The sequence below is a fragment of the Teichococcus aerofrigidensis genome (assembly GCF_054073225.1).
In genome coordinates, this window is record NZ_JBSXMU010000044.1 from 1 (window position 1) to 21297 (window position 21297).

Sequence of the window (21297 nt, forward strand, 5' to 3'; positions counted from 1 at the left end):
GCACGGCGGCGGCGATGCGGTGGGCGGCGGCGCGGTCCCGCGCATCGGAGGGCGGCAGGGCGTCCAGCGCCTCCTCCAGCCCGCGATGCCGTTCCAGCACCGCCGTCAGCAGGGCCAGGGCGGCGCTGCGGGTCGGATTGCGCGGCTTGGCCGCGAGGCGGGTTCGCGGGCGGGGGCGGGCGGGCGGCTTCATCGCGCCGTGCTAGCGCGCGCGGGCGGACGGCGGAAGCACCGGAAGCGCGAATCGCCGCCGCGAGGCCCGCGACCGCCCCCCCATCAGGCGAAGACCATCCAGAACAGCAGGCCCGCCGCCGGCAGCAGCAGGAAGGGGCTGATCCGGGTGGTCATCAGCAGCAGGGTGGACAGTCCCGCCACCGCCCAGGCCAGCGGCCCGCCCTCGGCGGCGCGCAGCAGGGTGGCGCCGGCGGCCAGGATCATGCCGGCGGCGACCGGCGCCAGCCCTTGCTCGACCACCCGCGTCCAGGCCGCGCCCCGGCTGCGCCGCCACAGCCCGGCCAGGGCATAGACCAGCAGGGAGGAGGGCAGGAAGAGCGCGACCGTCGCGACCAGCGCGCCGGCCATGCCGGCGGCCTGCCAGGCGACCATGGGCGAGAGCAGCGCGCCGGGGCCGGGCAGCAGGCGGGACAGCGCGAAGAGCTCCAGGAAGCGGGCGTCGCCCATCCAGCCCTGCACCTCGACCGCCTGGCGGTGCACATCGGCCACGATGCTCTGCCCGCCGCCCACCGTCAGGAAGGAGAGCGGCAGAAAGACCAGCAGGATGCGCCAGAGGGGATGTTCCATGGGGGCCGGCCGCTTCAGCCCGGCCGGGCCGGCCGGAGCGCCCAGGTCGCCTGGGCGATGCCGAGGGGCGCCATGGCCAGCACCACCCAGAGCAGGGGCAGGCGGAGCCAGAAGATCGCCAGGAAGGTGGCCGCCAGGATCGCCGCCGGCGCCACGCCCCGCGCCACCACCCGCCGCGCCGCGCGCAGCCCCATCTGCAGCGACAGGCCCAGCGCCGCCGCGGCGACGCCGGCCATCGCCCAGTGCACCCCCTGGCGCGCCAGCAACGGCCCGGCCAGCGCCGTGGTGGCGAGGGCCAGCACCAGCGCCGGCAGGATCATCCCCAGCGCCCCGGCCAGGGCGCCCGGCCCGCCGCGCAGCCGGTAGCCGATCCAGAGCGAGAGGTTGACCACGTTCACGCCGGGCAGGGCCTGGCAGAGCGAGAGCCCGTCGAGGAACTCGCCCTCGCCCAGCCAGCGGCGGCGCTGCACGAATTCCCGCATCATCCAGCCGGAGAGGCCGCCGCCGAAGCTGGTCAGCCCGACCTTGCCGAAGGCCAGGAAGATCTCGCCGCAGCCCGGCGGCGGGACGGCCGCCGCCCCGGGGTCCGTCCCGGGGCCTGTTCCGGGCGTCCCGGACCCCGCTGCCGACATCCCCGCCTCCCCTCACCGGTTTCGTTTGATGCTATACACCGCGCGCCGAAACGCTCTACAGCCCCGGCATCATGCTTCCTGCCCTGCGCGACCTTCTCGACCGGCTGCCCGAGACGCGGCGGCCGCGCCTCTGGCTCAGCCTGCTCTGCCTGGCGCTGTGGCTGCCCGGCCTCGCCGCCCTGCCGCCCGGCGACCGCGACGAAAGCCGCTTCGCCCAGGCCAGCCGGCAGATGGTGGACAGCGGCGACTATGTCCGCATCCGCTTCGGCGAGGAGGAGCGCAACAAGAAGCCGGTCGGCATCCACTGGGCCCAGGCCGCCTCGGTGCACGCCGCCGAGGCGCTGGGCCTGGGCCATCGCGGCGAGATCTGGCCCTACCGGATTCCCTCCCTGCTTGGCGCCTGGGTGGCGGTGCTGGCGACCTTCCACTGGGGCCGGGCGCTGGTCGGGCGGCGTGCCGCCTTCCTCGGCGCCGCCATGCTGGCCGCCAGCATGGTCCTGGTGGTGGAGACGCATATCGCCAAGACCGACGCCGCCCTGCTCGGCGCGGTGACGGTGGCGATGGGCCTGCTCGGCCGCGCCTACCTGGCGCCGGAGGTCTTCTCCGCGCGGCAGGCCGCGGGCCTCTGGGCGGCCCTCGGCGTCGCCATCCTGCTCAAGGGGCCGATCGGGCCGCTCATCGCCCTGCTCGCCATCCTCACCCTGGCCGTCGCCGACCGCGCCGGAGGCTGGCTGCGGGCGCTGCGGCCGCTCTGGGGCATCCCGCTGATGCTGGCCCTGGCGGCGCCCTGGATGATCGCCATCGGCATCGCCACCGAGGGCCGGTTCTTCACCGAGGCGCTGGGCGGCGACATGCTCTCCAAGGTCTCCTCCGGCGAGGAGGCGCATGGCGGGCCGCCGGGCTACTATCTGCTGACCTTCGCGCTGACCGGCTTCCCCGCCGCCTTCCTGGTGCTGCGCGCCCTGCCGGCGGCCTGGCGGGACCGCATGAACCCGGCGACGCGCTTCCTGCTGGCCTGGATCGCGCCTTCCTGGCTGATGTTCGAGGCAGTGGCGACCAAGCTGCCGCACTACACCCTGCCGGTCTTCCCGGCGCTGATGCTGCTGGGCGCCGCCTGGGCGATGGACCCGCTGCGGCGCCCGGCGCCGCGCTGGCTCTCCTGGCTCGGCGCCGCCCTGCTCGCCCTGGTGGCACTGGCCCTGGGCATCGCCGCCGGGCTGCTGCCCTGGCTGGCCGACCGGCGCGTCGATCCGGTGGCGCTGCTGGTCCTGCCCTTCGCCCTGCTCCTGCTCGGGGTGGCGCGCCGGGAATGGCGGGCAGGCTCGCCGGCCCGCGCCATGCTGGCCGCGGTGATGCTCTCGGTGCCGCTCTACGCCGCCATCCTCGGCGGGGTGCTGCCGCGGTTGCAGGCGCCCTGGATCGGGCCGCGCATCGCCGCGGCGCTGGCGGCGGCGGCGCCCTCGGGCGAGGTGCAGGGGGAGTTCGGCATCGTCGGATACCATGAGCCCTCCCTGGTCTTCGCCACAGGCACCGACACCGCCCTGCTGCGCGACGGCGAGGCGGCGGCGGCCTTCCTGGCGGCGGGCGACGGGCGCAGCGTCGCGGTGGGGGACCGCGACCTCGGCGCCTTCCGCGCCGCCGTGGCGGCGCGGGACCTCCCGCTGCGCGAGGCCGCCATCGTGGAGGGCTACAACTATACCCGCGGGCGGCGGCTGCGGCTGCATCTCTTCCAGCGGGTCTCGACCGCCTCCCTTCCGACGCCCGCCTCCGGAGCCACGCCATGATCGAGTGGATCACCCAGACCGTCGGCGAGGCCGGGCCGGTGGGCGTCTTCCTGCTGATGTTCCTGGAGAACCTGTTCCCGCCCATCCCCTCGGAATTCATCATGCCCCTGGCAGGGTTCGCCGCCGCCGAGGGGCAGATGTCGATCGTCACCGCCATCCTGGCCGGCACGCTGGGCTCGCTCGTCGGTAACGGCCTCTGGTACGAGATCGCCCATGCGATCGGCAGCCGGCGCATCCGGCCGCTGGTGGCGCGCCATGGCCGGTGGTTCGGCGTCTCGGCGGAGGACATGGACAAGGCGGAGGCCACGCTGCGGCGCCACGGCCCGGTGGCGCTCTTCTTCGGCCGCATGCTGCCGGCCATCCGCACCCTGATCTCGATCCCGGCCGGCCTCGCCCATATCCGGCGGCCGGTCTTCTATCTCTGGACGCTGGTGGGAAGCCTGATCTGGGTCAGCCTGCTCGCCGGGGCCGGGTATCTGCTGCGCGAGCAGTACAAGCGGGTCGAGACGGCGATCGAGCCGCTCAGCTATGTCGTGCTGGCCGGCGTCATCGGGGCCTATCTCTGGCACCTCTGGCGAAGCCGCCGCGCCGCGCGGCGCTAGCGCCCGGACGGCTGCGAGGAAGGGTCAGCCCGACCGATGCCGCCGGCACCGATCGGGGACTGGGCTCGTGCGCGGCCTAGAGCACGCCAAAGATCCAGAGGAGGAGGATGATCGGGATCGGGATCCCCAGGAACCACAGCAGAATCGACTTCATCCATGCTCTCCTTGCCGCGGCGGCCCCAGGCGCGCCGGCTTTGGTCATTAGGCCAGCCCGCCTTGAAGGCCGGCACAGGGCGGCGACCCTCCGGCCCGCCCACGAAACGCCAACGTCGCCACTGGGCCGGCGGTTGCCGCAACACTCCAGGTTGTCGATCCGGGCTCACCTTCCCCCGGGGGTCTTCCTCCGGCTCGCGTGAAATTCCCGTGGAACCGGAGGCGCCCGTTCGCGTTGCACCGGCGGACCGGCCAAGCGGCCCGGATCCCGAGAAGAGGAGTTGAGGACGATGCGCCACCGCGAGATTCTGTCTGCCGTCGTGGTTTCCGCCGCCCTGCTGGGTCTGGCGGCCTGCGATTCCACCAACAACCAGGCGACCCGGGCCATCGACCGCAACGTCGGGACCAACACCTCGGGCGCCTATCCGAGCCAGTCCGACGGCACCCGCGCCAATCCCTCCGGCACCGAGGCCACCCGCGCGCTCGACCGCGCCGCCGGCACCAACACCTCCGGTGCCTATCCGACCCAGTCCGACGGCATGCCGGGCAACCCGCCGGGCACGGCGGCGACCCGCACCTATGACCGCGCGACGCAGTCGAACACCTCGGGCGCCTATCCGACGAACGAGCTGCGCCGCTGATCCGGCCGCCGGCCCCCTCCCGCGAGGCCGGCGCCGCCCTGGCGCGTCATGCCTCTAAGGGCGCCGCAGCACCGCGCCGATCTCCTCCAGGATGAGCGGATCGTCGATGGTGGGCGGCACGGCGACATCCTCGCCATCGGCCAGTTTGCGCAGCGTGGCGCGCAGGATCTTGCCGCTGCGCGTCTTCGGCAGGCGCTCCACCACCCGCGCCTCGCGGAAGGCGGCGACCGGCCCGATGCGCTCCCGCACCAGGGCGATCAGCTCGGCCGCGACCTCCGCCTCCGCCCGCGTCGCGCCGGATTTCAGCACGACGAGACCCAGCGGTACCTGACCCTTCAACGCATCCCGCGCCCCCACCACCGCGCATTCCGCGACATCCGGATGGGAAGCTAGGACCTCCTCGATGGCGCCCGTCGAGAGCCGGTGGCCGGCGACGTTGATGATGTCATCGGTGCGCGACATCACCCAGACATAGCCGTCCTCGTCGAGCATGCCGGCATCGCTGGTGTTGTAGTGGCCCGGGAAGGCGTCGAGATAGGCCTCGCGGAAGCGCGCATCGGCGCGGTAGAGGCTGGGCGCGCAGCCGGGCGGCAGGGGCAGGCGCAGGGCGAGGGTGCCGATCTGTCCCCGCGCGACCGGCTGGCCGGCCTCGTCGAGCGACACCAGCGTATAGCCGGGCGCCGGCTTGCCGCCGGAGCCCGGCCGCATCGGGAAGAGGCCGGCGCCGCGGAAGTTGCCGGTGATGCACCAGCCCGTCTCCGTCTGCCACCAGTGGTCGATCACCGGGCGGCCCAGCAGCCGCGCGGCCCAGACCGCCGTGTCCGGGTCGCAGCGCTCGCCGGCCAGGAACAGCGCCTCCAGCCGCGACAGGTCGTGGCGGCCGAGCAGACGGCCCTCGGGGTCTTCCTTCTTGATGGCGCGCAAGGCGGTCGGCGCGGTGAACAGCACCTTCACGCCATGCTCGGCGCAGACCCGCCAGAAGGCGCCGGCATCCGGCGTGCCGACCGGCTTGCCCTCATAGACGACGGAGGTGCAGCCGGCGAGCAGCGGCCCGTAGACGATGTAGGAATGCCCGACCACCCAGCCCACGTCGCTGGCGGTCCAGGAGACATCTCCCGCCTTCAGGCCGTAGAGCATCGCCATCGAATTGTGCAGCGCCACGGCATAGCCGCCGCAGTCGCGCAGCACGCCCTTGGGCTTTCCCGTCGTGCCGCTGGTGTAGAGGATGTAGAGCGGGTCGGTGGCGGCGACGCTGACGCAGGGGTGCGGTGCCGCGGCCGCCATGGCCTCCAGCAGATCCTCGTCGCGCCCCGGCTCCAGCGCGCCGGGCCAGGCCTCGCGCCGCAGGATCAGGCAACAGGCCGGCCGGTGCGGCGACATGGCCAGGGCGGCGTCCAGCAGCGGCTTGTACTTCACCAGCCGCCCGGGCTCGATCCCGCAGGAGGCGGCGATGACGGCCCTGGGCTCGGCATCGGCGATGCGCGCCGCCAGTTCCGCCGCCGCGAAACCGCCGAAGACCACGGAGTGCACCGCGCCGAGGCGGGCGCAGGCCAGCATGGCGACCACCGCCTCCGGCACCATCGGCATGTAGAGGACCACGCGGTCCCCCCGGCCGACACCGCGCGAGGCCAGGGCGCCGGCCAGCCGCGCCGTGCGGTCCAGCAGCTCGGCATAGCTCAGCCGCGCCTGGCCTCCCGTCACCGGGCTGTCCCAGATCAGCGCGGCCTGCGCGCCACGCCCCTCGGCGACGTGGCGGTCGAGGGCGTTGTGGCAGATGTTCAGCCGCGCATCGGGGAACCAGCGGCCATAGGGCCCCTGGCCGGCATCGAAGATGCGCTCCGGCGGCACCTCCCAGTCGATGCCGCGCGCCGCGGCCGCCCAGTATCCTTCCGGATCGGCCCGCCAGGCCTCGTAAAGGGCCTGATAGCCGGCATCCTGCGCGTCGGGCATGTCGCGCCCTCCCTGTTGCCGGACCCGCGCCGGGGCGGAGCCCGAGGCGGCCGGTCCTGTCCCTGGTGAACGGGGTGGCGGGAGGGAAGGCCCCTCCCGCGCCGGCTCAGCCGCGCGATCAGACGCGCGCGCGCGCCGCCTTCGCCCGCGGCACCTCCGCCATGTCCTCGGCGAAGATATCGCGATCCTTGGTCTCGGGCAGGAAGAAGGTCCCGATCACCACGGTCGCCAGTGCGATCACCACCGGGTACCAGAGGCCGTAATAGACGTCGCCGGTCTGCGCGATCATGGCGAAGGAGGTGGCCGGCAACAGCCCGCCGAACCAGCCATTGCCGATGTGGTAGGGCAGCGACATGGAGGTGTAGCGGATGCGGGTGGGGAAGAGCTCGACCAGCGCCGCCGCGATCGGGCCGTAGACCATGGTCACGTAGATGACCAGAACCGTCAGCACCAGGATCAGCACCGCCGGCTGTTCGCGGAACAGGTCGAAGGGATGCGCCATCTTCACCACGGTCGGGTTCGAGGCCGCGGGGTAGCCGGCGGCGGTGATCGCCGCGCCCAGGGTCTGGGTGAAGTTCGGCGCGGTGGAGTCGACGGTGACATCGCCGATCCGCACGCTCGCCGCCGTGCCGGGCGGCGCGCGCTCGACGGTGTAGTTGACCGAGAGTCGCGCCAGCGCGGCCTTGGCGATGTCGCAGGAATTGGTGAAGCGCGCCGTGCCCACCGGGTTGAACTGGAAGGAGCAGTCGGCGGGGTCGGCCTGCACCACCACATGGATGTTCTGATGCGCGGCGTGCAGCGCCGGATTGGCCTCGGCGCTCATGAGCTTGAAGAGCGGGAAATAGGTCAGCGCCGCGATCAGGCAGCCGCCCAGGATGATCGGCTTGCGGCCGATCTTGTCGGAGAGCCAGCCGAACAGGACGAAGCCGCCGGAGCCGAGCAGCAGGGCCCAGGCGATGAGCAGGTTCGAGGTATAGCCATCGACCTTCAGCACGGAGCCGAGGAAGAACAGCGCGTAGAACTGCCCGGTGTACCAGACCACCGCCTGGCCGGCGACGAGGCCGAACAGGGCGAGAATGGCCACCTTGGCGTTCTTCCACTGGCCAAAGGCCTCGGTCAGCGGCGCCTTGGAATGGGTGCCCTCCTCCTTCATCTTCTTGAAGGCCGGACTCTCCTGAAGCTGCATGCGGATCCAGACGGAGATGCCGAGAAGCAGGATCGAGACCAGGAAGGGAATGCGCCAGCCCCAGTCGTTGAAGGCCGCCTCGCCCAGCACGCCGCGGGTGAAGAGGATGACCAGCAGCGAGAGGAACAGGCCGCCCGTGGCGGTGATCTGGATGAAGCTGGTGTAGAAGCCACGGCGGCCGTGCGGCGCGTGTTCCGCCACATAGGTCGCGGCGCCGCCATACTCGCCGCCCAGCGCCAGGCCCTGCAGGCAGCGCAGCACGATCAGGATGATGGCCGCGGCGATGCCGATCTGGTCTGAGGTGGGCAGGATGCCGACGATGAAGGTCGAGGCGCCCATGATCAGGATGGTGACGAGGAAGGTGTACTTCCGCCCCACCAGGTCGCCCAGCCGGCCGAAGACCAGGGCGCCGAAGGGCCGCACCAGGAAGCCGGCGGCGAAGGCCAGCAGCGCGAAGATATTGCGCGTCCCCTCCGGGAACTGGCTGAAGAACTTGGCCCCGATAATGACCGCCAGGGAGCCGTAGAGGTAGAAATCGTACCATTCAAAGACGGTGCCAAGCGAAGAGGCCAGGATGACGCGTCTCTCCTCACGCGTCATCGGCCGGTTCGCATCGCCCGTCTGAGGAGACGTGGAGCGAAGCGTCGAGCCCATTTTCCCTACCCTTCCCGGCTGGCTGCGGCGGGGCCGCGGCCGGGTCTCCTTATTGTTGATGGTCCCGCGCTCTTGGTCACGCGGTCAGCCTTTCCGCCGCCTGCGAGGGGCGGTCGGGCATGCTGCCCGGATTGTGGCGTGGTGGAGAAGGGCAAGGGAATCAGGATCGTCAGCCGGGCCGTTTTATGACATATTATTCATCTTCTTCAGGACCGTCCGCTCCCGGCCGGGCACGCTGCAACGCTGGCATCGCCTCGGTCGTTTGTCCGGCGAAGCATGCGCCTCGGGACATGACGGCAGGCCCGAGGCATGGCCGGGACGCAGGGCCGATGGGCCTCCCGGTCCCGCATGAGGCGATAATGCGGCTAGCATCTTCCTGGCGGCGGCGTCAGCATGCGAAGGAGGAAGGAAGAGGCCCGGATGGATATGCTGCGCAGTCTGGCTGACCACTCGATCCGTCGCGTGCTGTGTGCCGCGGCTCTCGCCATTCTCGCCGTCATGTTCGGGCTGGGGGAGGATCCTGTCCTCGCCCTGCAAAGCGGCGCCCTCATGACCGCCGCGGTCTGGCTCGGCCTGTGGGGCGCCGCCCTGCAGATCCCCCGCATCGATCTGCGCCGCACCGGCCTCTGGCGGCAGCTTTCCGCCCTGGCGGGCGAGGGTGGACGGCGCCTGCGCGGCCCGGACGGCCATCGCCAGCTCGCCGCCGTCCTGGCGGAGCGGCTGATGTGGCACGCCGACCGCGCCGGCCTCGCCGCGCTGGGCCTGGCCGGCGCCACCTTCGCCCTGCAGGGCTATCGCGTCCTGCGCGGGTAGCCGCCGCCGCCCCTGGTCCGAGGTGTCCCCGCCCGGGGCGTGACCCGGTTGACGGATGCGGGCACGCGGCCAATGCTGCGTGCGCTCATTCACCGCTGACGAGGTGCGCCGCCATCGCCGACCAGGACATCACCCTGCTGATCGACGCCGTGCGCGAGGCCGGCGCCGCCCGGACCGGGGCGCCAGGCTACCGGCTTGAGGAATCGGTGGGGCACCTGCTCCGCCGCGCCCACCAGCGGCATGCCTCGCTGTTCCAGGATCGCGGCGCCGTCGGCGGGCTGACCTCCACCCAGTTCGCCACGCTCCTGAAGCTGGGCGAGATCGGGCAGGCGACGCAGAACGCCCTGGGCCGCGCCGTGGCGCTCGATCCGGCGACGATCCAGGGCGTGGTGGCCCGGCTGCGCGGAAGGGGACTGCTGGAGGTCCGGCGCGACCCGCTCGACCGCCGGACCGTGGTGCTCTCCCTCGCGCCCGAGGGAAAGGCGGTGCTGGAGGAGGCGACCGAACAGGGGCGCCGCGCCAATGAGCAATTGCTCACGGCGCTGGACCCCGCGGAGCGGCAGATGCTGATGCACCTGCTGCGGCGCCTGCTGGACTGAGGCCCTGCCGGGCCGGGCGGCGGTTGCCGCCCTTCCCGTGCTAGCGGCGCCGGCGGAACAGCCCGAACAGCAGCCCCATCATTCCGGAAGAGCGGGCGATACCGCCCAGCAGGGGCACCACGCCGAGGCTGGCGCGGGTCTGCGCGATGGCATTGTCCCGCAGGATGCGCGCCTCGATCTCCGCCCGGCTCGGCGCGTCCCGCATCGCCAGAAACCCGAGGACCAGCACCAGCACCAGATCGGCCCCCAGCAGCGTCCCGGCACGGGCCAGCGGCGTCCATTCGAGCGGCAGCGCCAGCCAGGCGACCACATGCAGCATGACCAGGGCGGCGCAGGCGAAGACCGCCGCGATCATGCCGAAAAGGGCCCGCCACACGTAGCGCTTGGCCTGGAGGCCGAGCACCACGCGCTCGGCCTCCAGGGAGACGGCGGCAAGCCGGAAGGGGCGCATCGGCGTCAGCGGCGCAGAAGCTGGGCGATCAGGAAGCCGACGCCGACCGCCACGGCCACGGTGGCCAGCGGCCGCTCACGCATGAAGTCCACGGCGTGATCGGCCTCGTGGCGGGCGGTGCTCTTGGCACGCTGCGCCAGATGCTGCGCCTTGCCGGCCGCGCGGGAGACGGCCGGGGTGATCTGCTCCTCCATCAGATCCTCCACCTTGCGGCGAAGATCGGCGATGCGCTCCTCGACGGAGGTGGTGTCGAAGGAGGAGGACGAGCTGCGGGCCATGAATGGTGCTCCTGTTCTGCGAGGCGGTCTGCCTGGACCTAACGTGACCTCTGGGCGACCAGTTGCCGGCCGGGGGGCGGAGCCGCCCCGGCGCGGCGGACTCAGTCGAGGGCGCGGTCGATGCTACGGCCCATGCGCTCGCCCGGCCCCTTCGGCGGGTCGATGGTGTCGCGGATGTTCTCACCGGCACGGTCCAGGCCGCGCCCGGCCCGCTCGCCGGGCCCCTCGCTGCAGGCCATCATCGGCAGGGCCAGGGCCAGGACAGGAAGCGTCAGGCTCATCAGTTTGCGCATGGAAATCCGGATCCTTCTCGGTTTGATCGGAGAACGCACGCTCAAGCTTCTGGTTGCGCCGCCACCTGCTCGTTCCCCCCCTCGGCCCTTTCCCTGCGGAGCGGCGGCTCGGGCTCGGCCTCGCGGCGCCGCAGGGTGAAGCGCAGGCGAAGCTCGGTGCCCCCCGCCTGCCGGATCTCGACCTCGCCGCCGAGATGCTGGGCGAAGCCGCGGATCAGCGTCAGGCCGATACCCCGGTCCTGCGCATTGTCCTCCAGGCGCAGGCCCAGCCCGTCATCCCGCACGGTCAGCGTCACCTCGTCCCCCTCGGCATGCACGGCGATGGTCACGGTGCCGCTGCGCGCGTCCGGGAAGCCGTGCTTGATGGCGTTGGTCACGGTCTCGGTGATCAGCAGGGCGAGGGAGACGGCCTGGTCGGTGAGGATCTCCAGCTCGTCCGCCTCCACCGCCAGCTTGATCCGCTGCCCCGGCCGCTCGCCCATGGCGGCGAAGAGCTGATTCCCCAGCTCCTCAAGGAAGGGGCGGAGCGCGATGACCTCGAAGGTGCGGTTGGTGTAGAGGTGGCGGTGCAGCGTCGCCAGCGCCTGGACACGGTCGCGCGCGGTGGCGAACTCCGCCCGGGCGCGCGGATCGCGCAGGCGGCCGGCCTGCAGGTTCAGCAGCGAAGCGACGATCTGCAGGTTGTTCTTCACCCGGTGATGGATCTCGGCCATCAACAGGTCCCGCTGGCGCAGCGCCGCCTGCAACTCCTCCTCGCGCCCCGCGATGGCACGGGCGGCATCATCGAAGGCCTGCTCCAGCGCCTGCACCTCCTCCGGCTCGCCGCGCTGGGCGGCGCGGCCGAAGGGCGCCCCGGGCTGCCAGCCGCGCACCCGCGCCGCCAGGCGCCGCAGCGGCCGGGCGATGGCGATGTCGGCGCCGACGACGATGACCACGAGGCAGGCCAGCAGGAAGGCCGCCAGCTCGGCCACCCGCCGCAGCAGCACCGCCATGGCGGCACTGCGGATCTCGCCGATCGGCAGGCCGACCAGCACGCTCAGCCCCGGCGCGAGACGGGCGCTGGCATAGGCGTAGTCCGCCCCGGCCTGGGAGCGCGCCTCCAGCGCGGTGATGCCCGAGGCGTCCTGCAACTGCCGGAGCATCCTGGGTTCCGGCAGTTCGATCGCGCCCGCCTGGGTCAGCGGCAGCGCGCTGCCCTCCGCGTCGACGAGCCAGATGCGCTGCCCCTGGCGCCCCTGGTCCCGGCCTTCGCTGCGGACGAAATACTCGAGCAGCAGGCCGGCGGCGATGACCCCCTGCGCCTCGCCCCCGGCGAGGATGGGCACCGCGCCGATGATGACGGGGCGGCCAGTGACGGCGCCCTGCTGGAAAGGACCGAGAATGAAGTCCCGGCCCGTCATGGCGCGGTGCGCCGTCGCGGAATCCTTCTGGGGCGTGGTCAGGAGCGCGATGCTGCTGCACCGGGTCTGCCCGTCGCGATCCATGACCCAGATGTTGGAGTAGCGGCCCGGATTGGCGGCGCTGAAGGTGGAGAGAAGCGTGCTGCAGCTTTCCGCCGTGTCGCGCAGCAGGCGCGTGTCGGTGGCGATGCCCTGCAGCGTCTGGCGCAGGCTCGCGATGGTCGAGCCGTGCCGGGCCGCCGCGATATCGACCAGGATCGTGGCGTTGCGCCGGCCCGCTGCCAGTTCCGCTTCGTAGCTCAGAACGGCGTTGGCGCCAGCGATGCCGATGACAGGCACGCTGGCGACCATGAGCAGCAGCAGCGTTCGTCCGCGGACGCCGCGGAGCAATCGGTGCAGCGCCCACCCTTTCGGGGGCGCCGAAGAACTCACGTCGTTTTCTTCCCCGTCCGATCGTCCTCGATCAACCGAAGCAGTTCCTCAGGGATGGGCTCCTTGGCCACACCGTCGAACATGGCGTGGAGCCCCCGCTGCAGCCAGATGTCGAACGCCGCATCCGGCGTGCCCTTGCGCGCACGCCCGCCGGACGGGCGCTGCGATGATTTCCCGGGCTCCGCCAAAACACGCTTGTCCGCTCTCTGATCCATCAGCTTCCCAAATGCAGGGCCTGCGTTCCGGTTGCACGGCCGGCGGCGCGAAGGCTAGCATCCCGGCGGCGCGTCTCGCCAGCCTCGGCCGGTGCCGCCTTGCGGCGCGCGACCTGCGGCTCACCGGTCAGCCAGGCCTCGAGCTGACGCCGGGCCCGGAAGACGCGGCACTTGGCGGTGCCGACCGCGCATTCCATCACCGCGGCGGCCTCCTCGTAGGACATGCCCTGCACCGTCACCAGCAGCAGGGCGGTGCGGTGATCCGCGGGCAGATCCGCCAGGCGGCGGCGCAGTTCGCGGAGCGCCAGGCTGTCCTCCTGGGCCGCCGGCCGGGCCAGCGCCTCCGCCGGGGCGCTGTCCATGTCGCAGGTGTCGCGCTTGCGGCGGATGTCGGAGAGGAAGCGGTTGCGCAGGATGCGGAACATCCAGGCGCCGAAATTCGTGCCAGGGGTGAAGCTCGCCTGCGCGGCCAGGGCGTTGCTGACCGCCGCCTGGACCAGATCGTCGGCATCGGCCCGGTTGCGGGTCATGGAGACGGCCTGCACCCGCAGACGCGGCAGGATGGCCACGAGCTGGTCATGAAAGCTCGCCGTCGCGGTGGCGGAGGTGCGATCGGCTTCGAGGGTGGCCATCTCATGGGTCATGATTGTCTTCTCGCCTTGCATGACCCACCAATGAACGGCCGAAGGAGAGGGTTGCTTCCGACATAGCCGAAAAACGCATATCAGACATGCGTTTTCTTCCGGAAACCTTTTGGCCGGTGCGCGCTTGTCGCGGCAATCCATGCCTGCCACGCCCCACTTCCGCCTCATCGGCCCACCGATCCGGCATCGCCCGGCCCGGCGCCTTTCCGCATCAATCCTCCACGGGCCCTTCTCCGGCGGCCGGCGCGGACTGGAACCGCCGCGCAAGCGCCAGTCGCGCACGCGACACCCTGGCCTTGACCGTGCCCACCGGCACCCCGCAGACCGCGGCCGCCTCCTCGTGAGAGAGGCCATGCGCGCCGACCAGGATCAGCGCCTCGCGCTGGGGCAGCGGCAGCCCTTGCAGAGCGCGCGCCAGATCCGACATCTCACCATGCATCTCCTGACCGGGAGGCGCCTGGCCCGGTTCCGGCAACTGCTCCAGCACCCGCTTCTCCGTGCCCCGCCGACGCGCCTGCTCCAGGAAGACGTTGCGCAGAATCCGGAACATCCAGGCCCGCAGGCTGGTTGCAGGATCCCATTGCGTTTCGGACCGCAATCCGCGCAACACGGCTTCCTGGACCAGATCGTCGGCCAGGAAGGCGTCGCGCGCCAGGAAGCGGGCAAAGGCCCTCAGATCCGGCAACACGGCGGGAAGCCGCGTCCGGATCGGGTCTGTTTGATTGGACATTCTTTCCTGTTCAAAGTTCTGCTGCAGCTTAGGACCGATACGAGGGCCACGATATGAACGCCGCACACCACGCCGAGCTTCTGCGGGCCCTGCCCCCCGCGCGGCGCTATGCCCGCGCCCTGACCGGCAGCCAGGCGGAGGGCGATGCGCTGGTCGCCAGCGCCCTGCGCGAGGGCCTGCCGCCGGACCTTCCCCCCCGGCTGTCGCTGTACGCCGGCGTGACGCAGATGACGCCCGTGCGGGAAGGCGCGGCGGGCGGCAGCCTCACTCTGCGGCACCGGCAGCTCCTGCTGTTGACCGCGCTGGAGGAGCTGACCGCCCAGGAGGCCGCCCGCGTCGTCGGCGTGCCGCTGGACGTGGCGGAGACCGAGCTGTCGGAGGCTCGGCAATCCCTGCGCGACGCCGCCGCCACCGACATCCTGGTGATCGAGGACGAGCCGATCATCGCCATGGATGTGCGCCAGCTGGTCGAGGCCTGCGGCCACCGGGTGATCGGCGTTGCGGCCAGCGAGGCGCAGGCGGTCCGGCTGGCGCAGGAGCGGCACCCCGGGCTGATCCTGGCCGACGTGAACCTCGGCATGGGCGGGGACGGGATCAACGCCGTCAACCGCATCCAGCAGGAGCTGAAGGTGCCGGTGGTCTTCGTCACGGCCTATCCGGAGCGGCTGCTGACGGCGGAGCAGGTCGAGCCCGCCTTCGTCATCAGCAAGCCTTTCGAGCCGCTGGCTCTTGCCATCGCGACCTACCAGGCGGTTTCCGCGACGGTTCCCATCGGCTGAAACCGTGATCCGAAGCACGGCGTTCCTCCGGTCGTCATGCCCCGCAACTCCGGCGAGGGCGACAGGACCGAAGGAGACGTCACCGTGCTTTACTGGACACTGATCTTTCTCGTCATTGCCCTGGTCGCCGGCGTGCTGGGCTTTTCCGGCGTGGCCTCGGCGGCCAGCGGCATCGCGAAGATCCTCTTCGTGATCTTCCTGGTCCTGTTCCTGATCTCGCTGGTGGCGGGACGCGGCTGGGCCTGACACGAGGCCTCGCCGGCGAAGGCGTCGCGAAGCCGTTCCCGGCGCCTTCAGTCCGACCCGGCCCTCAGCCCATGTTCCAGGGCACCGGCCGGGTGTCGCCGGCGATATAGAGCGGATGTCCCGGCTGGCCCGATTGCGTGATCCGGAGCGCCAGCGGCGCGATCCCGGCGGCCCGCAACAGGGCCGCCACCTCCGGGCCCCGCCCCCGCAGCGGCCGCGGCGGCAATCCCCAGGCGGCGATCACCGTCTCGGCTCGCGCCGCCCCCTCGCCGATCGCGGCGTCGTTCCCCGGCCCGACCGGATCCTCCGCCCGGAGCAGCATGGCCGGGCTGGTGGCACGCAGGGCGAAGATGTTCAGCACCAGCATGGCGCCATATCCCCAGCGGCGGGTGAAATCGCGGCAGCGGCGCACGGTGGGATCGTCCATCTGCTCATCGGCGGTGGAGGGGTTCATCATGATCCAGGCGACGCAGCCCGGCGTGCCGAAGGGCTTCCCGTCCCAGCGCCGCTCCAGGACGGTGCGGTAGCGGCCGCAATCGGAGAAGACCGCGCGGCTGACCACATCGCCCGAGACCGCCAGCCGCACCTTGCCGCCGGGGTCGTGGCGGTCCTGCGGGCGGAGGGCCCCGGGGAACAGGTCGGTCATGCCGGCACCCTCACCGCGCGGCGGCGCTGGCATCCGAACGGTGCGCCCCGACACGGGAGGCCAGGGCGGCGGCCATGAAGTCGTCCAGCTCGCCATCCAGCACCGCGTCCGGATTGCCCTTCTCGACGTTGGTGCGGAGGTCCTTCACCAACTGGTAGGGCGCCAGCACGTAGGAGCGGATCTGGTGGCCCCAGCCGATGTCGGTCTTGCCGGCCTCGGTGGCGGCGTTGACCTCCTCGCGCTTGCGCAGCTCCAGCTCGTAGAGACGCGCCTTCAGCATGTCCATGGCGATGGCGCGGTTGCGGTGCTGCGAACGGTCCTGGGTCGAGGCGGCGACGATGCCGGTCGGGATATGGGTGAAGCGGACGCCCGACTCGGTCTTGTTGACGTGCTGGCCGCCGGCGCCGGAGGCGCGGAAGGTGTCGGTCTTGAGGTCGGCCGGGTTGATCTCGATCTCGATCTTGTCGTCGATCACCGGGAAGACGTAGACGCTGGCGAAGCTGGTCTGGCGGCGCGCGGCGGCGTCGAAGGGGCTGATGCGCACCAGCCGGTGCACGCCGCTCTCGGTCTTGAGCCAGCCATAGGCGTTGGGGCCACTTACCTGGATGGTGGCGGACTTGATGCCGGCCTGCTCGCCCTCGCTCTCCTCGGTGAGCTGCACCTTGTAGCCGCGCTTCTCGGCCCAGCGCTGATACATCCGCAGCAGCATCTGCGCCCAGTCCTGCGCCTCGGTGCCGCCGGCGCCGGCATTCACCTCCACGAAGCAGTCGCGCATGTCGGCCTCGCCGGAGAGCAGGCTCTCGATCTCGCGGCGCTTGGCCTCGGCGGCGAAGGCCTTCAGGTCGGCCACGGCGGCGTCGGCGGTCGCGGCGTCGCCCTCCGCCTCGGCCAGCTCGATCAGCTCCAGCGCATCGGCGACATTCTGCTCGAGCGCCTTTACGCCCTCGATCTGGTCGGCCAGCCGGTTGCGCTCGCGCATCACCGCCTGCGCCTCGTCGGGCTTCTCCCAGAGGGTCGGATCCTCGGCGCGGGCATTCACCTCATCGAGGCGGCGCAGCGCCACGTCCCAGTCGAGATGGCGCCGCAGCAGGTCGATGGAGTCCTGGATCTGGCCGCGCAGGGCCTCGGCATCGGCTCGCATCCTGTCACCCTTTCGGTCTGCGGTGGTGCCCGGAAGACGGGAAACACCGCGGGCGCCCACCCGGACGGGCCGGGCTTCCCGATCGTCCGGCGGAGGGCCGGCGGCGACGAGGCTGGGCGGAGGCAGGGGGGATTACTATCCCGCCGCCCAGGGTGTCCAGGGGGCGGCGGCCGGAAGAGGCCGGAAGCATGGCGGGAGGCGCCTGGATGGCGGAGCCACCCGGCGCGCCTCCCGGATCGAAGGATGCGGATCAGGCGATGAGGTGATCCGTGCGGCCCTCGCCGTGGCCATAGGTGATGTAGTGCGCCGTGGCGGCGTCGAGATCGTGGCCGAAGGCCGCCTGCAGGTCGGTGTACTTCGCCAGGTAGGTCTCGGCATCGAAGCTGTCGCGCGAGCGGCCCTCGGCGAAGCCGTGATTGATGAAGTGCAGCGTGCCGGCGGCATAATCGGGACCGAAGGCCTCGATCAGGTCCTCATGCGAGGCGATGTACTCCAGCGCGTTGAAGTCGCTGCGCTCGCGGCCTTCCTTGACGCCGTAGTTGATGTAGTGCGCGGCGCCGGCCTCGACATTGGCGCCGAAGGCGGCGATCAGGTCGTCATAGGAGGCGATGTAGGTCAGGCCGTCGAAGCCCTGGTCGCTGCGCCCCTCGGCATGGCCATAGGTGATGAAGTGGTTGTAGCCGAGCTGGGCATTGGCCCCGAAGGCCTGCACCAGGTCGTCATAGGCGGCGAGGTAGTTCAGGCCGTTGAAGCTGTCCGTCGCGCGGCCCTCGGCGTGGCCGGCCTCCACGTAATGCCAGGTGGCCTCCACGGCATTGGTGCCGAAGATGCCGATCAGGTCGGGGTTGGAGGCGACGTAGCGCTGCGGGCTGAAGGCCGGCACATCCAGCGTCAGCAGGCTGTCGGAAAACTCGAAGCGGGTGACGTTGACGGCATAGTCGAGTGCGCCGTCCAGCAGGTTCTCGACCAGCACGACGCCGCCGAAGGTGCTGATGGCATAGCTCGCGGCGGAGCCGGAATAGACGGCCGTGTCGAGGCCGGGGCCGCCGTCCAGGAAGTTGGTGCCGCCGCCGCCGATCAGCCGATCATTGCCGTCGCCGCCGAAGATGTAGTCGGCGCCATCGCCGCCGACCAGCGTCTCGTTCCACGCGAGACCGACCAGGACATTCTCGGGATGAACATAAGGGCGAGCCATGATGTGCGTTTCTTCCAAAATTGCGCCAATGCCGGGCTGAGGATCATTACCACCCGGTTAGTATCATTAAACAGACTTTCCGCGCATAAAGGGACCGTTCGCCACGTCAAGTTGTGGTGATATCGCGCATCACGGGTAATGGAGGATGGATTTCAGCCCGAGAGCCTGGGCCGAGGCCCGACATCGGGCACGAAAAAGGGCCGGCCCCCTGGGCCGACCCTGTCGCCGCGAACTCCGGGAGGCTTCAGCCCGTCAGTACAGGCCGCCCAGGCTGTTATCGACGCCGGCCGGCGTGCTGGAGGAGAGGACGCCGTTGTCGATCGGCGGGCGGGCGGCATTCTCGGTGCCCGGCTTGAAGGCCTCGAGAATGGTCTGGCCGTTCTCCAGCTGGGTGCGGACCAGCGCCACGCCCGGCGGCGCGCGGAAGGGCACCGGCGGGCTGTCCTTCAGCGCCGAGGCCAGCACGTCGTGGAAGATGCCGGCCGGGCCGCCGCCGCCTGTCTCGCCCGAGCCCAGGCTGCGCGGCTCGTCGAAGCCCATCCAGACGGCGACGACGATGTCCGGCGTGAAGCCGACGAACCAGTTGTCCATGTAGTCGTTGGTGGTGCCGGTCTTGCCGGCGACCGGCCGGTTCAGCCCCTCCGCCGCGCGCTTGCCGGTGCCGTACTGCACCACGCCCTGCAGCAGCGAGACCATCTGATAGGCGGAGATCGGATCGGTCACCTGCTTGCGCTCGTCGACCAGCCGGGGCGGCTCGCCCTGCGGTCCGCCCTCGCAGCCCTCGCAGCGGCGGTTGTCGGCCCGCCAGACCACCTTGCCGAAGCGGTCCTGCACCGTGTCGATCAGGGTCGGCGTCACTTCCTTGCCGCCATTGACGAAGGAGGCATAGCCGGCGGCCATGCGCATCACCGTGGTCTCGCCGGCGCCGAGCGCCATGGAGAGCACGCGCGGCATGTTGGGAATGACGTGGAAGCGCGCCGCCGCGTCGGCGACCCGCTCGATGCCGACCTCCTGCGCCAACCGGATGGTGACGAGGTTGAGCGATTGCTGCAGGGCACTGCGCATGGTCACCCAGCCGCGCGGCTGACCGCTGTAGTTGCCGGGCTTCCAGAGGCCCTGCGGCGTCATGATCTCGATCGGCCCGTCGAGCAGCTTCTGGTTGGGCGGGATGCCCATCTCCAGCGCCGGCAGATAGACGAAGGGCTTGAAGGCCGAGCCGGGCTGGCGCAGCGCCTGGGTGGCGCGGTTGAACCAGGATTGCTCGAAGGCATAGCCGCCGGTCATCGCCAGCACGCGCCCGGTGGCCGGATCCAGCGCCACCGCGGCGCCCTGGATCAGCGGGATCTGCCGCAGCGACAGCCGGGAGCCGCGCGCATTGCCGCGCGCCGGAACCTCCTCCACCAGCACCACGTCGCCCGGGCTCAGCACCTCCTGCATCCGCCGGGGCTGGCCGCCCAGGCGGCCCTGGGCATTCACCGGCCGTGCCCAGGAGGCGACATCGTCGAGCGACAGCGTGCCCTGGCGCGGCTGCGCCTGGGCGCGCCCGTCGGGCCGCTCCAGCCAGGACAGCCGGGCCTCGCGCGCCTCCACGGACAGCGCCACGGCGAGCCGCCAGCCGGGCTGCGCGCCACCCGGCCGCGACACCGCCTCCAGCGCCGGCATCCATTCGGTGGCGGCGGTGCTGATCTTCGCCACCGGGCCGCGCCAGCCGCCACGCCGGCGGTCATAGGCCGTGAGCCCGTCGCGCAGGGCCTGCTCCGTCGCCGCCTGCAGCTCGGGCTCCATGCTGGTGCGGACCACCAGCCCGCCCATCGTCGTCTGGTCCTGGCCGAAGCGGGCCACCAGCTCGCGCCGCACCTCCTCCGTGAAATACGGGCCGGTGGCCACGGTCTCGGGCCGCACCCGGCCACGCGCGATGATCGGCTCCTGCTTCGCCGCCTCGGCCTCGGCGCGGGTCACCGCACCATCCTCCGCCATGCGGTCCAGCACCCAGTCGCGGCGCGCCTTGGCGGCCTCGGGGTAGCGGCTCGGATTGTAGTTGTTCGGCGCCTTGGGCAGCGCGGCCAGGAAGGCGGTCTCGCCCAGGCTGAGCTCGTCCAGGCCCTTGTTGAAGTAGTTCATGGCCGCCGCGGCCACGCCATAGGCCTGCTGCCCGAGGAAGATCTCGTTCAGGTAGATCTCGAGGATGCGATCCTTCGGCATGGCGCTTTCCAGGCGGAAGGCGAGGATCGCCTCGCGCACCTTGCGCATCACCGTGCGGTCGTTGCCGACCAGCATGTTCTTGGCGACCTGCTGGGTGATGGTCGAGGCGCCGACGGCGCGCCGCCCGGTCGCCATGCCCTCGACATTCATCACCACGGCGCGCGTCAGGGCCAGGGGATCGACGCCGTGGTGGCTCCAGAAGTTCTGGTCCTCGGCCGAGACGAAGGCCGCCTGCACCCGCTTCGGGATGGCGCCGATCGGCACGAAGACACGGCGCTCCAGCGCCAGCTCGGCCATCAGCTTGGAATCCGCGGCGTAGATGCGGCTCATCTGCGGCGGCTGGTAATCCGCGAGCCATTCGTGCGGCGGCAGGTCGCCGGCCGTCTGGCGATAGAAGCCATAGCCCGCCACGCCGGCCACCACGACGCCCGCCATGCCCAGCACCAGGCCATAGCCGGCGAGGCGGACAACCCAGCGGCCGAAGCCACGGCCACTGCCGCCGCGCCCCTGGCCGCGCCCTTGGCCGCGGCGCGGCGGGCGTGGCGGGACGCCGGGCGGCGCGGGAGCGGGCTGGTGAGGCTGGGCGCGCTCGCCGACCAGGGGGCGGTCGGCACGAAGATCATTGGGTGACATGGCCGGCCTCCCATACACCGCCGGGCCTCGGTGCGCGAAGCACAGTGTGGCGTCGGGAGGCAGATGGGCGCCCGCGCGCCTTCACACCAGGGTGAGAAGCGCATCCGTTCGTAACGCAAAGCAACGGGTTGCGGCACCGCCGCCCTGGCCGTGGCGTCATGCCGCCCCTACTCTGCCCTTTCTCCTGCTGGATCCCG

The 21297-nt window shown here is 71.4% G+C and carries 22 protein-coding genes and 1 pseudogene; 7 read left to right on the plus strand and 16 right to left on the minus strand.

What is annotated here, in order from left to right; genetic code table 11:
* The 3 genes and pseudogenes from ACVMLK_RS11160 to ACVMLK_RS11170 all read right to left on the minus strand — a co-directional run.
* Positions 1 to 193, minus strand: a pseudogene (locus ACVMLK_RS11160) (rRNA cytosine-C5-methylase); the annotation flags it as partial.
* Between the two features lie 83 nt (positions 194 to 276).
* Positions 277 to 801 (minus strand): chromate transporter, encoded by a 525-nt coding sequence (locus ACVMLK_RS11165; protein ID WP_198367123.1) that lies wholly within the window; start codon positions 799 to 801, stop codon positions 277 to 279.
* Positions 802 to 815: 14 nt separating this feature from the next.
* Positions 816 to 1433 (minus strand): chromate transporter, encoded by a 618-nt coding sequence (locus ACVMLK_RS11170; protein WP_457486438.1) that lies wholly within the window; start codon positions 1431 to 1433, stop codon positions 816 to 818.
* A 71-nt stretch (positions 1434 to 1504) separates the two neighbouring features.
* Between ACVMLK_RS11170 and ACVMLK_RS11175 the strand changes: the two genes are divergently transcribed.
* The 3 genes from ACVMLK_RS11175 (at position 1505) to ACVMLK_RS11185 (ending at position 4613) form a co-directional block, all read left to right on the plus strand.
* Positions 1505 to 3217, plus strand: coding sequence for an ArnT family glycosyltransferase (locus ACVMLK_RS11175; RefSeq protein ID WP_457486439.1), 1713 nt, complete (start codon positions 1505 to 1507; stop codon positions 3215 to 3217).
* Positions 3214 to 3819: a DedA family protein gene (locus tag ACVMLK_RS11180; protein ID WP_198367120.1), complete on the plus strand. Its 606-nt coding sequence runs from the start codon at positions 3214 to 3216 to the stop codon at positions 3817 to 3819. Before ACVMLK_RS11175 ends, ACVMLK_RS11180 begins: the two co-directional genes overlap by 4 nt.
* Before the next feature lie 443 nt (positions 3820 to 4262).
* A complete protein-coding gene (locus tag ACVMLK_RS11185) occupies positions 4263 to 4613 on the plus strand; it encodes a hypothetical protein (protein ID WP_198367119.1) in 351 nt (116 codons plus the stop codon).
* 54 nt (positions 4614 to 4667) lie between these two features.
* On the opposite strand, the gene ACVMLK_RS11190 is transcribed toward ACVMLK_RS11185, so the two are convergent.
* A complete protein-coding gene (locus ACVMLK_RS11190) occupies positions 4668 to 6563 on the minus strand; it encodes an AMP-binding protein (RefSeq protein WP_457486440.1) in 1896 nt (631 codons plus the stop codon).
* Between the two features lie 118 nt (positions 6564 to 6681).
* A complete protein-coding gene (locus ACVMLK_RS11195; protein WP_422922282.1) occupies positions 6682 to 8349 on the minus strand; it encodes an MFS transporter in 1668 nt (555 codons plus the stop codon).
* A 474-nt stretch (positions 8350 to 8823) separates the two neighbouring features.
* Here ACVMLK_RS11195 and ACVMLK_RS11200 point away from each other — a divergent pair, with 474 nt between their 5' ends.
* Positions 8824 to 9216, plus strand: a complete 393-nt coding sequence (locus ACVMLK_RS11200; protein ID WP_198367116.1) for a hypothetical protein — start codon at positions 8824 to 8826, stop codon at positions 9214 to 9216.
* A 149-nt stretch (positions 9217 to 9365) separates the two neighbouring features.
* Positions 9366 to 9815 carry a MarR family winged helix-turn-helix transcriptional regulator gene (locus ACVMLK_RS11205; RefSeq protein WP_198367115.1) on the plus strand — a complete coding sequence of 150 codons (450 nt, stop codon included), beginning with the start codon at positions 9366 to 9368 and terminating at the stop codon, positions 9813 to 9815.
* Positions 9816 to 9855: 40 nt separating this feature from the next.
* On the opposite strand, the gene ACVMLK_RS11210 is transcribed toward ACVMLK_RS11205, so the two are convergent.
* The 7 genes from ACVMLK_RS11210 to ACVMLK_RS11240 form a co-directional block, all read right to left on the minus strand.
* Positions 9856 to 10266 (minus strand): hypothetical protein, encoded by a 411-nt coding sequence (locus ACVMLK_RS11210; protein WP_457486441.1) that lies wholly within the window; start codon positions 10264 to 10266, stop codon positions 9856 to 9858.
* A 5-nt stretch (positions 10267 to 10271) separates the two neighbouring features.
* The gene (locus ACVMLK_RS11215; RefSeq protein ID WP_457486442.1) at positions 10272 to 10544 is read right to left on the minus strand and encodes a glycine zipper domain-containing protein; all 273 of its coding nucleotides are present in this window, start codon (positions 10542 to 10544) and stop codon (positions 10272 to 10274) included.
* 101 nt (positions 10545 to 10645) lie between these two features.
* Positions 10646 to 10837 carry a hypothetical protein gene (locus ACVMLK_RS11220; protein ID WP_198367112.1) on the minus strand — a complete coding sequence of 64 codons (192 nt, stop codon included), beginning with the start codon at positions 10835 to 10837 and terminating at the stop codon, positions 10646 to 10648.
* 41 nt (positions 10838 to 10878) lie between these two features.
* Positions 10879 to 12627 carry a histidine kinase dimerization/phosphoacceptor domain -containing protein gene (locus ACVMLK_RS11225; RefSeq protein ID WP_457486443.1) on the minus strand — a complete coding sequence of 583 codons (1749 nt, stop codon included), beginning with the start codon at positions 12625 to 12627 and terminating at the stop codon, positions 10879 to 10881.
* A 38-nt stretch (positions 12628 to 12665) separates the two neighbouring features.
* Positions 12666 to 12884 carry a hypothetical protein gene (locus tag ACVMLK_RS11230; protein WP_198367110.1) on the minus strand — a complete coding sequence of 73 codons (219 nt, stop codon included), beginning with the start codon at positions 12882 to 12884 and terminating at the stop codon, positions 12666 to 12668.
* Entirely contained in the window at positions 12884 to 13528 is a 645-nt protein-coding gene (locus ACVMLK_RS11235; protein WP_457486444.1) for a sigma-70 family RNA polymerase sigma factor, read from the minus strand. The genes ACVMLK_RS11230 and ACVMLK_RS11235 overlap by 1 nt, the downstream gene beginning before the upstream one ends.
* 211 nt (positions 13529 to 13739) lie before the next feature.
* Positions 13740 to 14216, minus strand: coding sequence for a sigma-70 family RNA polymerase sigma factor (locus ACVMLK_RS11240; RefSeq protein ID WP_457486445.1), 477 nt, complete (start codon positions 14214 to 14216; stop codon positions 13740 to 13742).
* Positions 14217 to 14311: 95 nt separating this feature from the next.
* Here ACVMLK_RS11240 and ACVMLK_RS11245 point away from each other — a divergent pair, with 95 nt between their 5' ends.
* Both ACVMLK_RS11245 and ACVMLK_RS11250 read left to right on the plus strand, forming a co-directional pair.
* Entirely contained in the window at positions 14312 to 15037 is a 726-nt protein-coding gene (locus ACVMLK_RS11245; protein ID WP_198367109.1) for a PhyR family response regulator anti-anti-sigma factor, read from the plus strand.
* An 84-nt stretch (positions 15038 to 15121) separates the two neighbouring features.
* Complete coding sequence (locus ACVMLK_RS11250) at positions 15122 to 15283, plus strand: DUF1328 domain-containing protein (protein WP_198367108.1); 162 nt, start codon at positions 15122 to 15124, stop codon at positions 15281 to 15283.
* A gap of 64 nt (positions 15284 to 15347) precedes the next feature.
* Here the strand turns inward: ACVMLK_RS11250 and ACVMLK_RS11255 are convergent, their stop codons facing one another.
* The 4 genes from ACVMLK_RS11255 to ACVMLK_RS11270 all read right to left on the minus strand — a co-directional run bounded on the left by ACVMLK_RS11255 (position 15348) and on the right by ACVMLK_RS11270 (position 21100).
* Positions 15348 to 15929 (minus strand): DUF1643 domain-containing protein, encoded by a 582-nt coding sequence (locus ACVMLK_RS11255; RefSeq protein ID WP_457486446.1) that lies wholly within the window; start codon positions 15927 to 15929, stop codon positions 15348 to 15350.
* 10 nt (positions 15930 to 15939) lie between these two features.
* Positions 15940 to 17070: a peptide chain release factor 2 gene (gene prfB, locus ACVMLK_RS11260; protein WP_457486447.1), complete on the minus strand. Its 1131-nt coding sequence runs from the start codon at positions 17068 to 17070 to the stop codon at positions 15940 to 15942.
* 250 nt (positions 17071 to 17320) lie between these two features.
* Positions 17321 to 18265 (minus strand): calcium-binding protein, encoded by a 945-nt coding sequence (locus ACVMLK_RS11265; protein WP_198367105.1) that lies wholly within the window; start codon positions 18263 to 18265, stop codon positions 17321 to 17323.
* Between the two features lie 252 nt (positions 18266 to 18517).
* On the minus strand, positions 18518 to 21100 hold the full coding sequence (locus ACVMLK_RS11270; RefSeq protein ID WP_457486448.1) for a penicillin-binding protein 1A: 2583 nt from the start codon (positions 21098 to 21100) through the stop codon (positions 18518 to 18520).
* Positions 21101 to 21297 lie beyond the last annotated feature (197 nt).